The sequence below is a fragment of the Pseudomonas sp. DCA-1 genome, assembly GCF_046523955.1.
Taxonomy (GTDB): Bacteria; Pseudomonadota; Gammaproteobacteria; order Pseudomonadales; family Pseudomonadaceae; genus Aquipseudomonas; species Aquipseudomonas putida_Y.
The window spans coordinates 5,535,753-5,552,562 of sequence record NZ_CP169881.1 but is presented as its reverse complement, the minus strand read 5'-3'; the positions used below and the strand labels follow the sequence as shown (position 1 = coordinate 5,552,562).

The following is a 16,810-nucleotide window of genomic DNA, read 5'->3' as shown; positions in this document are numbered from 1 at the left end:
GTTTACCCGCGAACGAGGGCGAAGCCCTCGCAGCCATTTTGCACACAATAAAGTATTCGAGCCTATTCAGGCCGAAGCAGTGCCATCCGATTTTGGCTGTTCCATCGGAATCAATTGCTGTTTGCTGCCCTTGGCGTCCATCAGGAATACCTCTACCTGGCGCACCGAGATCTTGATGTTGTGGGCTTTGAACTCGCGGTTGATGTACCGGTTGATCTCGTCCAGCGTCGGGTTGCGGTCGCCCAGGTCACGGACGTGCATGCGCAGTTCGTGGTCCAGCGAGCTTTCGCCGAAGTTGAGGAAGTACACGATCGGTTCCGGATCCTTGAGCACGCGGGGGTTCTCATGCGCGCCCTTGAGCAGCAGGTCGCGCACCAGGTCGAGGTCTGAGCCATAGTCGATGCCCAGCTTCAGCGTCACCCGGGTGACCGTATCGGTCAGCGACCAGTTGATCAGTTGGCCAGTGATGAAGGTCTTGTTGGGGACGATGATGTCCTTGCGGTCGAAGTCGGTAATGGTGGTGGCACGGATGCGGATCTTGCTTACTGTACCCGACAGGTTGCCGATGGTGATGGTGTCGCCAATCCGTACCGGGCGCTCGAACAGGATCATGATGCCGGAGATGAAGTTGGCGAAGATTTCCTGCATGCCGAAGCCCAGCCCTACTGACAGCGCGGCCACCAGCCATTGCAGCTTGTCCCAGCTCACCCCCAGGGTCGACAGGGTACTGACGATGCCGATACCGACGATGGTGTACGACAGCAACGTAGTAGTGGCGTAGGCACTGCCCTGGGCGAGGTTCAGGCGTGACAGCACCAGTACTTCCAGCAGGCCTGGCAAGTTGCCGGCCAGGGCGAAGGTGATGCCGACGATCACCAGTGCGCCGAGCAGGTCGCCGAGGCTGATCGGTACCATGCTGGCGGCGGCGCCGGTGCCGCTGGTGTATTCGTAGAGGACGAAATTGTTGAGGTAGGCGAACACCGAAATCAGGTCGGCCCATACCCAGTACAGGCCGGCGATGAAGCCGCCGAGCAGGGCCAGGCGGATCAGGCGCAGCGACTGCTGGTTGACCTGTTCGATATCCAGCGTTGGCTCTTCGGTGATGACTTCGCCATCCAGCCCTTCCTTGGCCGCCGCACGCTTGCTCAACGCACGCTGGTAGGCCAGGCGTCGTGCAGCTACCGACAGGCCGCGCACGAAGGCGGCTTCGATCACCAGCCAGAACAGCAGCAGGTACAGGGTATAGATCAGACGGTCGGTGAGCTTCAGTGCTGTGTAGTAGTAGCCGAAGCACACGGCGACAAACAGGGCGACGGGCAGGGCGGTGAATGCTACGCCCACGGCCCTGCGAAACAGCGAGGTGTCACGGTGTGCCGGGCTGCTGAGCAGCAGACGGCTGAGCAGCCAGGCCATCAGCGCGTAGCAGGTCAGCACCACGCCGATGCCCAATACGTCGTCTGCCAGTGCCGAAGGCTGGTGCTCGGCCACCGCAACGACGCCGACCAGTGCCAGCACCACGGTGCCCAGGCGGCGAACCCAGCCGCGCAGGAACTCGACCTGCGGTTTGTGCCAGCGGAAGTGGACTTCCGCCACGCCACCGGGTGCGAGGATACGATAGGCGGTGTAGAACACCAGCCAGGCCTGGGCCAGCTGCCAGAGTGCGGCACCCAGGTTGGCATTCTGCCCGCGGGCGTCGATCTGCAGGGCGTAGCTGCACAGCGCCAGGCCAAGGCTGACCGGCATCGCCAGCAGAATGTTGATGAGAATTGCCTGGGGCGTGTGCCATTGGCTGTCACGGCGGAAGTGGCCGATATCCTGGTGCACTTTGCCTAACCGTTGGTAAAGGTATTTGCGCCGCCACAACAGCGCGCCGATCACCAGTAGCAGCGGCAGGAACAGCAACGGGCGCTGGCTCAGGCCATCGGCCAGCTCTTTCAGGCTGGAGCCCCACGGCAGGTTGGCGACCTGGTCGGCCAGGCGCGCTGGCACGTATTGCAGCCAGTCCCAGTCCAGCGGCTTGTTGCTGGGGATCCAGAACATTTGCTCGTCGAGGGTGGTACGCAGGCTCTGCGCGGTGCCCAGCAGTTGCTTCTGGTTGAGTTGCAGGGTGATCGATTCGTTGAGCAGCGCCGACAGCTCGCGGTTCAGCCGCTCCAACAGGTCGCTGCGGGTGATGGCTACATCCAGCAGGGCTTTGCGCAGCTGCGGGGTCACATCTTCCTGGGGTTGCGCCGCCAGCAGCTTGTCGACATAGGTGACCGGGCTGCTCATCTGCTCGCGTTGCTGGTTGACTTCGAACTGGTACAGGCGGGTGTCCGCGATCTGGTCGGCCAGGTCGCGGTCGACCTTCAGGTGCGGCAAGGTCTGTTTCTGCTTATAGAGGATCTTCGACAGCAGCAGGCTTCCCTTGAGCACGTTGATCTGCTCGTCGAGCGCCTGGTCGGCCTGGGTCAGGCTGTCGAGCTGCTGCTTGGTGCGCAGGTTCTGCTGGGTCAATTCGTTAAGGCGATCGGTGCTCTTGAGCAGGTAGTCGGAAAGCTTGAGGTTGACCGCGCTTTCAGTGGCCAGCAGGCTGCTGCCGCCGGCCTTCTGAGCCTCGATCGACTGCTGAGTGACGGCTTCCTGGGACTGGGCCAGGCGTTTGTCGTTGATCAGCGTCTGCAGGTCCTGGATTTCCTGCTCCAGGCGCGCAGCACGCTCGACCAGCAAGTCGTGACGCGCATTGCCGAGGTCTTGCAGCACGCTGTTGCCGGCCAGTTCCTGGCGGCGCAGCAGGGTCAACGCGTTGAGCGAGGCCAGCTCGGCGTTGAGCTGGTTGCGTTGGTCGGCATTGATGGATTTGCCGCCGTCCTTGCCGGTTTTGAGGATGTTGTTGATCTGCTGGGTGCGAGTCTGGCTGCTACTGATCTCGGCCTGGGCGCGTTCGGGGCGAGTTTGCGAGTTGATGATCAGGCTGTTGGCTTCAGACAGCGCCTTTTGCAGTTCGCCCTGCTGCGTGTTGCGTTCGCTGAGCATCTGTTCAAGCTGTGGCACGGTGAGGTTGGCGTAGCGCTGGGCCACCGGTTGTGCCTTGGTTTCCTTGAGCCTGGCCAACTCCTTCTGGCTGTCACTGGTCTCTTTGGGGGCACTGCTCAACTGCTGCTTCAGTGCAGCAAGCTTCTTCTCGCTATCTTCCTTGGCAGCAAGCAGGCTCAACGTTTGTTCGAGCACCTGCTGCAGCGCCTTCTGGTCCGCCTCGGGCAGCTTGCGCTCGGCGATCTTGTCGAGGCTGTTCTGGATGCTGGCGGTGGTCGGGGCTTCTGCCGCAGTAGCCGCAAAAGAAAGGGACAGGCACAACCCGAGCAGGGCTGTGCGAAGGTACACGCGCAGGGACATAGGCAGGCTACTTGTGGATCCGGCTGAAACGAAGTTTAGAGGAACAATCCTGGTCCGGGTCGCGTTCCTTCGGGGAATCTGACGCCTACTTTCTGGATCTTGTTCCCGTCCATGGTTGCCACGGTCCAGATCGTGCCATGCCATTCGACCTGGTCCCCTACTACTGGAGCGCCTCCGACCTTCTGTCGGATGAACTGCGCCAGCGGCATTTTCGCGTCGAGGCCATCGAGTTTCAGGCCGTACAGCGCCGCCACGGCACCCAGTTCGGCATCGCCTTCGAGCACGAAGTCACCGAAGAAACGCAGGTCCAGGCCACGTTGCGGCGCCTGGCTGAACAGTTTGCCCAAGGCAGGCAGGTTGTGCTCGTGGCCGATCACGCAGAGCATGTCGCCAACCTCCAGCACGGTGCTGCCCGACGGGTGCAGCAGTTGCTCGCCACGGAACAGCGCGGCAATCCGCGTGCCTTCGGGCATTTTCAGTTCGCGCAGGGCAGCACCGATGCACCATTTTTCTGCGCCCAGACGGTAGACGAACATTTCCCACTCGCTGGTGATGTGCACCTCAAGGGCGGAACGGGAGATCGGCGCCGGGTCTGGCGGTACCGTCACTTTCAACAGCTTGGCCATCCACGGCAGGCTGGTGCCTTGCACCAGCAGCGATACCAGCACGATGAAGAAGGCCAGGTTGAAGAACAGTTGGGCGTCTGGCAGGCCCGCCATCAGCGGGAACACCGCCAGAATGATCGGTACCGCACCGCGCAGGCCGACCCACGAAATGAAGCCCTTTTCACGGCCGTGGAAAGCCTTGAACGGCAGCAGGGCAGCAACCACCGACAGTGGCCGTGCCACCAGGATCATCCACAGCGCCAGGCCCAGTGCTGGCAGGGCGATGGGCAGCAGGTCGTGCGGCGTGACCAGCAACCCCAGCACCAGGAACATGCCGATCTGGGCCAGCCAGGCCATGCCGTCGAGCATATGCAGGATGCCATGGCGGCTACGGATCGGCCTGTTGCCCAGCACCAGGCCGCACAGGTATACGGCGAGGAAGCCGCTACCATGCAGGGCGTTGGTCAGCGAAAACACCACGAGGCCGCCGGCCACTACCAGAATGGGGTACAGGCCGCCGGCCAGATTGATGCGATTGACCAGTTGCAGCATCAGCCAGCCGCCGCCCAGGCCCACCAGCGCGCCGATACCGAACTCACGCAGCACGTGGCCCAGCAGGCTCCAATGCAGGCCGGTCTCGCCGCTGGCGATCATGTCGATCAAGGTGACCGTGAGAAACACCGCCATTGGGTCGTTGCTGCCCGACTCGATCTCGAGGGTAGCAGAAACCCGCTCGTTCAGGCCTTTGCCGCCGAGCAGCGAGAACACTGCAGCGGCGTCGGTGGAGCCGACGATGGCGCCGATCAGCAGGCCCTGGATCAGGCTGAGCTGGAACAGCCAGGCGGCGACCAGGCCGGTGAGGGCGGTGGTGATCATTACCCCGACCGTGGCCAGCGACAGCGCCGGCCAAAGCGCTACGCGAAAGCTTGCTACCCGCGTGCGCAGGCCACCATCAAGCAGGATGACGGCCAGTGCCAGGTTGCCCACCAGGTAAGCAGTTGGGTAATTGTTGAAGATGATACCGCCACCATCGACACCGGCGAGCATGCCGACGGCGAGGATGATGACCAGAATAGGGATACCCAGGCGCGACGACAGCGAGCTGACCAGGATACTTGCACCCACCAGTAATGCGCCGATCAGGAACAGGCTATTGATGGTGCTTGCATCCAAAGGCAGGTACTCCGAGACAGCGAGGGGGAGGGACTTGGTAGCGCATTTTTCAGCAAAAGCTAGCAGGTCGCGTGCCAATCGATTCTAACCTGAGGCCGACGCAGGCTGTAAAGCGATACCGCATCGTCGTTGCAGCTTGTGGCTGCAATGGTTCGTCCACTGTCAGGCAGCCGAGTAACATGAATGGCAGGAAAACCATTTACCGCGCCTAGATGGCTCAGTGCCTGCTCGGGAAATTTCCTGATTTGCACTATTTGTTGGCGCACCAGGCGGCGGGCCATGTGCTTCGCTACCAGGCCACCGCGACAGCGGGGCGAGAGCGGCTGGTCAGGCAGATCAGTGGCAGGAATGCTTTCTCACGCTGCCCGCCTGAGCAAACGTGAAAGGGGCCGCTGTGCGGCCCCTGATCAAGGTCTCAGCCCTGCTTCACTTCACGCATCGGCTTGCCTTTCACTGGTGCATCCCCTGCCACGTAGTACTTGGCGGTGCTGCGCGGCAGTGGCTTGCGACCACGGATCTTGTCCGAAATCTTCTCGGCAATCATGATCGTGGTGGCATTGAGGTTACCGGTGATGATCAGCGGCATGATCGAAGCATCGACCACGCGCAGGCCCTGCATGCCATGCACGCGGCCTTCACCATCGACCACGGCCATGTCGTCGGTGCCCATCTTGCACGAGCAGGATGGGTGGAAGGCGGTTTCGGCGTGCTCGCGGATGAACTTGTCCAGCTGCTCGTCGGTTTGCACGTCGGCGCCCGGGCTGATTTCGCGGCCACGGTACGGGTCCAGGGCCGGCTGGGCCATGATTTCACGGGTCAGGCGGATGCCGTCACGGAATTCCTGCCAGTCCTGCTCGGTGGACATGTAGTTGAACAGGATGCTCGGGTGTTGGCGTGGGTCTTTCGACTTGGCCTGGATGCGGCCGCGAGCAGGTGAGCGCATGGAACCCATGTGCGCCTGGAAGCCATGTTCCTGCACGCCATTGGAGCCGTTGTAGTTAATCGCAACCGGCAGGAAGTGGTACTGGATGTTCGGCCACTTGAATTCAGGGCGGGTACGAATGAAACCACCGGCCTCGAACTGGTTGCTGGCGCCGATGCCGGTGCCATTGAACAGCCACTCGGCACCGATGGCCGGCTGGTTCCACCACAGCAGCGATGGGTACAGCGATACTGGCTGGGTGCAGGCGTACTGCAGGTACAGCTCCAGGTGGTCCTGCAGGTTTTCACCAACGCCCGGCAGGTCGTGCACAACCGGGATGTCGAGGCTTTCCAGCAGGGCGCGCGGGCCGACGCCGGAGCGCTGCAGCAGCTGCGGCGAAGCGATGGCGCCAGAGCTGACGATCACTTCCTTGCGGGCGCGGGCTTCAACGCGTTCTTCGCTGTCGCCGACCAGGTAGGTCACGCCTACGGCGCGCTTGCCGTCGAACAGCACGCGGTCGGTCAGGGCGTGGGTGACGATGGTCAGGTTCGGGCGTTTTTTGGCCTGGTCCAGGTAACCACGGGCGGTGCTGGAGCGGCGGCCGTTCTTGGTCACCGAACGGTCCATTGGGCCGAAGCCTTCCTGCTGGTAGCCGTTGAGGTCTTCTGTGCGCGGGTAACCGGCTTGCACGCCAGCTTCAACCATGGCGTGGAACAGCGGGTTGTTGCCAGCCTTTGGCGTGGCGACACTGACCGGGCCGTCACCACCGTGGTAGTCGTTAGGGCCGATGTCACGGGTTTCAGCTTTGCGGAAGTACGGCAGGCAGTCGAGGTAGGTCCAGTCTTCCAGGCCTGGCAGTTCTGCCCAGCCGTCGAAGTCCATGGCGTTGCCGCGGATGTAGCACATGCCGTTGATCAGCGACGAGCCACCCAGGCCCTTGCCACGGCCACATTCCATGCGGCGGCCGTCCATGTGCGGCTCTGGGTCGGTCTCGTAAGCCCAGTTATAGCGGCGGCCTTGCAGCGGGAAGGCCAGGGCCGCTGGCATCTGGGTGCGGAAGTCGAAGCGGTAGTCGGGGCCACCGGCTTCCAGCAGCAAGACGGTGACGCCGGCGTCTTCGGTCAGGCGGGTCGCCAGGGTGTTACCGGCCGAGCCGGCACCGACGATGATGTAATCGAATTCTTGGGACATGAAAGTACCCTCGTGTTGGCGGTGATCGGGGAGCGGGTACGCCCGTGCGCGGTGGCACGGGCGTGGCTAGACAGGGTTCAGAAAACCGAGTTGTAGCCGCCCAGCTCGACCTGGACCGACTTGATGCGAGTGTATTGAGCCAGCGAGCTGACGCCGTTTTCACGGCCGACGCCCGACTGCTTGTAGCCACCTACCGGCATTTCGGCCGGCGATTCACCCCAGGCGTTGATCCAGCAGATACCGGCTTCGAGCTTGTGGATGATGCGGTGGGCGCGGGTGATGTCGTTGGTGCAGACGCCAGCGGCCAGGCCGTAGTCGGTGTCGTTGGCACGGCGGATCACTTCTTCTTCGGTTTCGTAGGTGAGGATGCTCATCACCGGGCCGAAGATCTCTTCCTTGACGATGGTCATGTCGTCGGTGCAGTCGGTGAACACGGTTGGGGCAACGAAGGCACCTTTGGCGAAGTCACCGGCAGTCAGACGCTCGCCGCCGCACAGGACGCGGGCACCCTCTTCCTTGCCTTTGGCGATGTAGCCCAGCACGCTTTCCATGTGCTGGAAGCTGACCAGCGGGCCGAAGTTGGTGTTTTCGTCTTCCGGGTTGCCAACGCGGATGCGGGCAACGCGCTCGGCGATCTTGGCTTCGAAGGCCGCCTTCATTTCAGCCGGGATGAACACACGGGTGCCATTGGTGCACACCTGGCCCGAGCTGTAGAAGTTGGCCATCATGGCGATGTCAGCAGCCTTGTCCAGATCGGCGTCGGCACAGATGATCAGTGGCGACTTGCCGCCCAGCTCCATGGTCACTTCCTTCAGCGAAGAGCTGGAGGCGCTGGCCATGACTTTCTTGCCGGTGGTGGTGCCGCCGGTGAAGGACACTTTTTCGATGCGCGGGTGCTCGGTCAGCCAGGTGCCGACTTCGCGGCCGCTACCGGTCAGAACGTTGAACACGCCGTTTGGCAGGCCGGCTTCGGTGTAGATCTCAGCCAGTTTCAGGGTGGTCAGCGAGGTGACTTCCGACGGTTTGAAGATCATCGCGTTGCCAGCGGCCAGGGCCGGGGCAGATTTCCACAGGGCGATCTGGATCGGGTAGTTCCAGGCACCGATACCCACGGTCACGCCCAGCGGCTCGCGGCGGGTGTAGACGAAGGACGATTCACGCAGCGGGATCTGCTCGCCCTCGATGGCCGGCACCAGGCCTGCGTAGTATTCCAGCACGTCGGCGCCGGTGACGATGTCGACGTAGCGGGTTTCGGAGTACGACTTGCCGGTGTCCAGGGTTTCCAGCATGGCCAGCTCATCGTTGCGCTCGCGCAGGATGTCGACGGCGCGGCGCAGGATGCGCGAACGCTGCATGGCGGTCATCGCGGCCCAGATCTTCTGGCCACGCTCGGCGCTTTCAACGGCCTTCTCGACGTCTGCCTCGGTAGCACGCTGTACGTGGGCGAGGACTTCGCCAGTGGCCGGGTTGATGGCTTCGAAAGTGGCATCGCTGCCAGCGTCGACGTAAGCGCCATCAATGTAGAGTTTTTGCGTTCCGAAACGGGCCATAGTGTCCTCGCAAGTGCAGTGTGTGGTTTGGCTCGCGCGTCATGCTCCTGCCGGGTTGGCAAGGGCCCTGCGCGCATGGTCAGCAGCCTGGTCGTTTGTGGCCAGGGTGTGCTGCTTGGCCAGTTGTAGTTCCATGTATTCGTAAGCAATCCGTACCGCCTGGTCGGTGTCGAATGCATCACCCGACAGGGCGCCACGCAGCCACAAACCGTCGATCAGGGCTGCCAGGCCGCGGGCTGCCTTGCGCGCATGGTAGAGCGGCAGGGCGCGGCGGAACTGGCAGCACAGGTTGGAATACAAGCGGTGGTCGTTGATCCGCTGCAACCTGTGCAAATCGGGCTGGTGCATGCTGGAAGCCCAGAAGGCCAACCAGGTTTTCATTGCCGGGCCGTTTACCTGGCTGGCATCGAAGTTGCCCTCGATGATCACTTTCAGGTGAGCGCGCGGGCTGTCGTCTTTCAGGGCCTGGCGACGTGCTCTGACGCCTTCGTTGAGCATGCTCATGATGTAACCCATCGTCGCTGCGATCAGGCCGTTCTTGTCCCGAAAGTAGTGACTGATGATGCCGTTCGACACACCGGCCAAACGGGCAATCAGCGCAATGCTGGCGTCCCCCAGTCCGACCTGATCGACTGCCTGCAATGTGGCTTCGATCAACTGCTGGCGCCGGATGGGTTGCATACCGACCTTGGGCATCTTGCTATCTCCTCAGGCCTGCGAGCAGACGACAGGCGGCTGACTCGGCGAAGGCCAGTCTATTTTGTTTTGATTGAACGTTCAATCAATAAAGAATAAGCTCTGCGACAATTTGTGCCATTGACAGTTTTTCAGGCGGTCGAGAAGGCACGGATTGACACCCCAGGAAATCGTGTAACCCCCGGAAAACAAGGCGTTGACGGGCGTGAGCGATGCGAAATGCAGATTCTGCCGTACGGCCATTGGTCCTGCGACAGGCCCTTGGAGCGGGCGGGGTGACCTGTGACGAATGCGCGCACCTGCGTTGAGGCGTGGCATTTTCAGCGGGCCACCTGTCTGTTTTTGGCAACGTATCGATTCGGGATCACGGTTTCCAGGGTTCATTTATAACACCTGATGCAGTGGGGATATTCCACCAATTGCTCGGGAAAGACTGATTAGCCTCCACAGCCGCACTGCCCGGAGCATTCGTGCAATGAGTTCTGCCTCACTTATCAAGCCCCCCGCCGAGAGGGTACGGGTCAACCGCGTGGTGTTCTTCACCTCTGCGCTGATGATCCTTGTTCTGACTGCCTTGCTGATCGCTGCACCCGAAACCGCCGGCCAGGTGCTGGGCGTGGCCCAGAAGTGGCTGACGCGCACCTTCGGCTGGTACTACATGCTGGTCATTTGCGGATACCTGCTGTTCGTCGTCTACCTGGCTTTCTCCGACTACGGCAGCCTCAAGCTGGGTGGCAAGGACGACCAGCCGGACTTCAGCTATGGCGCCTGGGCCGGCATGCTGTTCTCGTCCGGTATCGGTATTTCGCTGCTGTACTTCGGCGCCTCCGAGCCGTTGGACCACTATTTCAACCCACCGGAAGGCACACCGGCCAGCCTTGAGGCCGCGCGCCAGGGCTTGCAGCTGACCTTCCTGCACTGGGGCCTGCACGGCTGGGCGATCTATGCCCTGGTCGGCCTGGCCGTGGGTTACTTCGCTTACCGCCACAACCAGCCGCTGGCACTGCGCTCGGCGCTGTACCCGCTGGTGGGCGAGCGTTGGGTCAAGGGTGCTGCCGGCAATGCCGTCGACATCTTCGGCATGTTCGTCACCCTGCTTGGCCTGGTGACCAACCTGGGTATCGGCTCGATGCAGGTATCCTCGGGCCTGGAATACCTGTTCGGCATGGACCACAGCAAGACCAACCTGCTGGTGGTGATTCTGGTCATGGCCGGTGTGGCCACCGTGGCTGCGGTCTCGGGTGTGGAGAACGGCATTCGTCGCCTGTCCAACCTGAACATCGTGCTGTTCAGCGGGCTGCTGATTTTCGTATTGCTGGGCGGCGAAACCCTGCACCTGCTCAATGGTCTCGTGCAGAACGTCGGCGACTACCTCAACGGCATCGTGCTGAAAACCTTCGACCTGTATGTGTATGAAGGCGAAGCCGGCAAGTCCGAGCGCTGGTTGGGCCTGTGGACCGTGTTCTACTGGGCCTGGTGGATCTCCTGGGGCCCGTTCGTCGGCATGTTCATTGCGCGTATCTCCAAGGGTCGTACCGTGCGCCAGTTGGTAATGGGCGTGCTGCTGATTCCGCTGGGCTTCACCCTGGCCTGGCTGTCGATCTTCGGCAATACCGCATTGGACCTGGTGATCAACCAGGGCGCTGTGGAGCTAGGCAAGACTGCGCTGGAACAGCCGTCGATGTCGATCTACCAGCTGCTGGAATACTTCCCGGCAGCCAAGATCGTCATTGGTGTGGCAGTGTTCGTCGGTTTCGTGCTGTTCCTCACCCCGGCCGACTCCGGCGCGGTGATGATGGCCAACCTGTCGTGCAAAGGCGGCAAGGTCGACGAAGACGCCCCGCACTGGATGGTGGTGTTCTGGTCCGTGGTTATCACTCTGGTGACCATCGGCCTGCTGTTCGCCGGTAACTTCGAGGCCATGCAGACCATGGTCGTGCTGGCGGGCCTGCCGTTCTCGGTGGTGCTGGTGCTGTTCATGTTCGGCCTGTACAAGGCCATGAAGCAGGACGTGGTGATCGAGCAGGAGCGCGCTGAACTGGCCGCCCGTGGCCGTCGCGGCTTTAGCGAGCGCCTGACCCAGCTGGAACTGCAGCCCACCCAGGCCGTGGTGCAGCGCTTCATGGACAAGCAGGTCAGCCCGGCGTTGAAAGAAGCCGCAGCGCAGCTGCAGACGTTGGGCTTCGAGGTGGAAACCCGTGTCGGCCAGTCGCGCAACCTGATGGGCTTGCGGGTGATGATGGAAGAAGGCAACCCGTTCGTCTACGAAGTGAGCCTTGATGGCTATATGGCCGCGCCGAGCGAGGCGCCGGTCGAGGGTGAGCCTGAACTGCGCCAGCGCTTCTACCGCGCCGAGGTCTACCTGCATGACGGCAGTCAGGAATACGACCTGATGGGCTTTGTCCCAGACCAGATCGTGCGTGATGTGCTCGATCAGTTCGAGAGCCATCGCCAGGTGCTTGGCCGCGTCTATAGCTGAATGCCCGGCAGGCCGCCGCACTGCCAGGTGCCGCGGCCTGCCAGCAGCAATATGTAGCACCTCGTTCGATAACATCTCCAGGACGCTTTGTGGTTCATTCCATAACGAGTCCTGGTCATGCCCGCCACTCACGCGCACAACCTCAAACACGCAGTCGCCACCCAGTTCGCCAGCCGTCCCACGCTCCGCCAGGTTGTAGGCGAACAGGTCATGAAGGTGATCCTGGAGCACTATCCTCTGGTTGGCGTGCATCGCCCTGAAATGGCCTCGGCTGCACCGCTGTACCTGATGTCCCTGCAGCCGGATGGTGTCTGGCACCCTCAGCCGCTGGTGGATGTGGTGCTGCAGGCCCTGCTTGAGGCTAAACCACTGGACCTCACCCCAGCGGGTGACTACCGCCTTAGCCTGAACCCGCCCCGGCGCTTTTTCGCCATCGAGTCGAGCCTTGAAACTGCCGAGGGCGATTTGATCGAGCCCGCGCGCCTGACCGATGGCCTCAACGCGTTGCTGCCGGTGCTGCTTTGGCACTTCCAGCGAGCGCAGATCGACTATTGGAACGGCGACGCCACGATCGACCGCGACCTGTGGTTGCAGCAGTTGTTGCGCGCCAACCTGCTCGATGGCCTGAAAGACGAAGCGCTGGACGACGAACAACGCAAGCTGCTGCGTGACCTGATGATGGGTAACCGTACCGGGCTCGATGTGCAGCTGGTGCGGGTTGCGTTACGTGAGGGCGAAGACACTTTCCATGAGCTGTTGCCCGGTTTGCTGATTACCGCCTCCAGTGAAGTTCGCGAACTGACACTCTGGTGTTCTCCCGAAGGTCTGGTCCGCAGTTACGACCCCCAGGCCGCGTTCGTCACGGCGTTGCAAATGCAGATGGCTGGACGTTACCGGTTTGATGAGTTGAGCTGGCAAGGCCTGACTGTGGAGGGCGACGCTTTCGCCCTGTACAGCGCCTTGTTGCTGGAAATCTTGCTCGAGCGCGTTGCCCGCCTGCGCTGGAGCGCGATCGACAGCGTCGACCAACTGGAGCATTACTGCCATGTGGCCTGCGACCCCGCGTCCTTTTTTGCCGAGTTCAGTGACTATGGCGCCGGTGGGCTGGGCCTGGCGCTCCCCAAGGGTCTGTCGCGAGCCGATACGGATAGCCAGACCGCCTATCTGCAAGCCATGCTCGACTTGTCGCTACTGCAACAGCACAGCCCAGCCCAGGGCATTCAGGACGGTCTGCCGGACTTGCACACCTATGCGGCGACGCGCCTGCGCGAGGAGATGCTGCATGACCACCCGGTAGACGCCAATTACTTCCCTGACGACCTTATCCTCACTGTCGAGACCTTTGTCAGTGACGGTCACGGGCTGGGCTTCGGCCAGAAGACCGGTGAAAAGAAGCTGACCTTGACGCAACTGGCGATCGGCCGCCTGGATGCCACCGCAGGAGGGGTGGTGACACATATCGCGCACCGGGAAAACCAGCTGATCATGAAGTGGATGACTATTGATTACGTCCGTGAGCTGGTGCAGCGAGTCGACATCGGCGGCAGTTATCCACGTCATGTACAGTCGATGCTCGATCGCTCGGCGAGCCGGGCCGAACACATCTCGGCATTTGCCATACGCTGGCGTATCACCCTGATGTTCGATGCTGCGCGGGCGCGGGCAGTCAAGCGGCTCGACAAGTTCGCCTACGGCGCCCTGGCAGAATTCTGCCGTAGTGGCCAGGAAGGTGCAGCGGCTGTGCGGATTGCACCGCTTGCGTTCAAACGCTCGCCGACATCAGAGAGGGTCGACGTGGCGCATGGTTTCTACGTGATCGAACTCATCGAGCTGGGGGCTCATCTGTTGTATTGCCCGCTGTACACCGACAAGGCGCTGATTCAGTTCGACAGCGCTCAGGCGCTGTTGGATGCGATCAGCCGCCCGGGGGCGTTGCAGGACAGCGTGCTGCTGTGGATCGAGCAAGCTCAGCGCGCGGTCTACGACAATGGCGGCTTCCGGGAGCCGCACCTGCCCCAATGGCTGCTCGACCCTTACACCCTCCCGGCGAAACCGCAGCCTGTTCAGTTGGCGCTGCAGTTCTGGGCGCAGGACGTGGATCGGCAGATGTTCGAAGCCAAGGGCCGGATGTTGCTGGAGCTGGCGGATCGCAGCGCCATGAGCAACAGCGAGGTGCGCTGGCGGCTGGTCACGGCATTTTCCTGGGAGCTGCTGAATGTTGTGTTTCCGGTGTTACCGGGGCCGCTCACCTCGGTTGCCTGGCTTTACATCGGCATGCGCAGCCTGATCAACGATGTGCAGGGGCTGGCCAGCCCGCATCTCGACGAGCGAATCCAGGCGATGGTCGATGTGCTGAACAACACCTTGCTGGCGCTGATACACCTGCAGACGCCGAAACTGGCAGCGCCGGCCGTTTCTGGTGACCTGCCGCCATCGCTGCTCCAGGGGCCACCTCCAGGCAACGGGATCGAGTTGGCGAGCCTTTCCACAGCAACGCGGGAGCCCAGTACCACGGTCGACAGGCTGCAGGCGATGGCCAACACCCACCTCGACTTTTCCTGGCGTGGGGCTGGGGGGCTCAACGGCCTGTCGAGTGCCCAGCGCGGTCAAATGCGGGCGTTGGCGACCAGCGTTTCGCTGGCGGGGCGTGAACCGCAGACGCAGGGCGTGGCTGCTGGCCTGGTGCGGATTGGGGATGATTTCTATGTATCTCTGGACGGTGATGTCTACCGAGTCAGCCTTGATAACGCAGCGTTTCGCATCATCGGTCCGGACGGCACGGTTGGGCCATACCTGATGCGCGACGGCAATGTCTGGCACCTCAATAATTCGCGATTGCACGGTGGCAATGATCGCTCCGGCGAGTTGGCCCGCGAGCGACTGCGCAAGAAGCTTAGCGGACCGATCGCCAAGGCTCAGTCCGAGATAGAGCGGCTTCTCTTGGCCGCGGAGGCTGCCACGAAGGATTTCAACGCGTTGAGCGAGCAGGTTGTCGGTTTGCGTGATCCGGTAAAGAAAGTCGAGGATCGGTTGCAAAAGGCGCCACCAACCGACCCGGGCGAACGTGCGCAATTCGAGCAGGCTACCGAGTTGTTCAAGCGCAAACTCCAGCAGTTGCACGAGCAGACGAATGCGCTGCGCACCCGGCGCCTGGCGTTGAACGACAGTCTATTCCAGGGGTATCTCGAGGCTGAACGCAACATTATCTACGTGCTCGACAAGGCGAGCGCTTCGACGCAGGGCGGCAGCGTGAGAGATCAACGGATACTCTTGGGCCAGGTCCGCAAGAACCTGATCAGCTTTGGCATGTTCTTCATTGAGGAGCTCCTGGCCTTGGGTGGGTTCAGGGAATACGACCAACTCACCAATGCGCTCAATGAGGCACCGCCAGAGAAACAGGCCGAGTTGTATGCCAGGTTCCGGACGATGGTGGAGAAGTTGCTTGAAGAGCAGCCCAGGATCATCAATGTCTCCAGCCAGCTGGATCGCCTGTTGGCCATCACCGATATCGACATGCAAGTGCCTTACGTCAATACCACGCTGACCGTTTCGAGCATTATCGCCAGCCGCAAGACGACCACGATCAACATCCGGTTTTTCCAGGCCATGGGCCTGGTCGAGCTGGCCCTGCAGTGGCATAAAGGCACGCCTACCCAGCACTACATGATCTTCCGCCATGCGCTCGCCAGTCAGCGTCTGCGGGTGGCCGCACAAACGCATCATCTGCTGATGTTCTGTGATTTGCCTGTCGCCGAACGAATCGAGGTACTGCAAAGTGCGTGGGACGAATACCTCGCGGCGATTCTCAACGCCGAACGGATCAAGACACTCGGTAGCAAGCTCATCGATGTCCAGCGCCTTGAGGCCTACAAGCAACAGATGGTGGAGCTGAAAAGCATAGCCGGTGAGGCGTTGGTCGAGGCCATGCGCGAGCAGGCGGACGGGCAGGTCCGAGGCACACGTCGTGCGGTCTATTCACGAAAGAGCCTGCAGGTGGCCCACACACGGGCTGGTCAGATAGTCATTGGCAGCGAATCGGTAGTCGACGGGCAGGCTGTGCTGCAAGTTGTAGCGGCTTTCAACAAGAGCGCGCTGCATCGCTTCCAGAAGCAGGGAAACACCTGGGTTGAAGAGGTCGCCGCGGGAGAACCGGAACCGCAGTCGCGGAATTCTACGCCGGACTCCGAAAGGAACAACCGGGAACTGGCCGAGGCCATGCTGGCACAGAACGAAAATGTCATCGCTCAAGCCAGAGCCCTGGTTGCCAAGGATGCTGACGACATGGGCCTGATGTCGATGCTGGACGGCCAGATCAACGAAGTGGCCGAGCTGCGGGCACAGCTCAGCGATGCCGACGCAGAGCACGCGCTGCTGGCAGGCATGGACGATGCGTTGATTCAGTTGCGCCAGGCCCGCCGCGACTGTTTGGTAGCGCTTTACAGCAAGACGCGCTACCCAGGTTCCAGAGGGCTGAATTTTCTCCATCAGCAGGGGTTGCTCGCCGTGGAATATGTCGGGCCTCGGCAGGTGGTCTCCGATGGCTATCTGGACGAGTACCGGATCAGCCTGTTGCGGGCTCCCGGCGAGGCCAAGGGTAGACCCTTGTGGGCCGCGCATTTCCACTTTGCCGACTCGCAGGCGGCGCCCACGGCGTTTGGCAAAGGCCATCTGAAGCTGTGGAGCCAGCGCAAGATGGGGTATCGCGAACAAATGATGGCCGCGAGCGAGGGGCAGGTACTGAGCATCTATCGAGGTAACCTGACCTATGCGCAGGCCAAGGATGTGATCCCGTTCAACCTCTGAACAGTTGCACTTTCAG

At 61.7% G+C, this 16,810-nt stretch carries 7 protein-coding genes; 2 read left to right on the top strand and 5 right to left on the bottom strand.

Going from position 1 to position 16,810, the window contains the following annotated elements; all coding sequences use genetic code 11:
- Nucleotides 1-66: 66 nt before the first annotated feature.
- The 5 genes from mscK to betI form a co-directional block, all read right to left on the bottom strand.
- Nucleotides 67-3,375: a mechanosensitive channel MscK gene (mscK, locus tag ACE4QZ_RS26025; protein WP_021783700.1), complete on the bottom strand. Its 3,309-nt coding sequence runs from the start codon at nt 3,373-3,375 to the stop codon at nt 67-69.
- A 35-nt stretch (nt 3,376-3,410) separates the two neighbouring features.
- Nucleotides 3,411-5,153, bottom strand: a complete 1,743-nt coding sequence (locus ACE4QZ_RS26020; RefSeq protein ID WP_021783701.1) for a potassium/proton antiporter — start codon at nt 5,151-5,153, stop codon at nt 3,411-3,413.
- Between the two features lie 415 nt (nt 5,154-5,568).
- On the bottom strand, nt 5,569-7,266 hold the full coding sequence (gene betA / locus ACE4QZ_RS26015; RefSeq protein ID WP_279934641.1) for a choline dehydrogenase: 1,698 nt from the start codon (nt 7,264-7,266) through the stop codon (nt 5,569-5,571).
- Between the two features lie 77 nt (nt 7,267-7,343).
- Nucleotides 7,344-8,816, bottom strand: coding sequence for a betaine-aldehyde dehydrogenase (betB, locus tag ACE4QZ_RS26010; RefSeq protein ID WP_021783704.1), 1,473 nt, complete (start codon nt 8,814-8,816; stop codon nt 7,344-7,346).
- Nucleotides 8,817-8,855: 39 nt separating this feature from the next.
- A complete protein-coding gene (gene betI, locus ACE4QZ_RS26005) occupies nt 8,856-9,512 on the bottom strand; it encodes a transcriptional regulator BetI (protein WP_021783705.1) in 657 nt (218 codons plus the stop codon).
- 532 nt (nt 9,513-10,044) lie between these two features.
- Here betI and ACE4QZ_RS26000 point away from each other — a divergent pair.
- Both ACE4QZ_RS26000 and ACE4QZ_RS25995 read left to right on the top strand, forming a co-directional pair.
- On the top strand, nt 10,045-11,991 hold the full coding sequence (locus ACE4QZ_RS26000; protein ID WP_232786958.1) for a BCCT family transporter: 1,947 nt from the start codon (nt 10,045-10,047) through the stop codon (nt 11,989-11,991).
- 117 nt (nt 11,992-12,108) lie between these two features.
- Nucleotides 12,109-16,794, top strand: coding sequence for a dermonecrotic toxin domain-containing protein (locus ACE4QZ_RS25995; protein WP_279934642.1), 4,686 nt, complete (start codon nt 12,109-12,111; stop codon nt 16,792-16,794).
- The last annotated feature ends 16 nt before the right edge of the window (nt 16,795-16,810 follow it).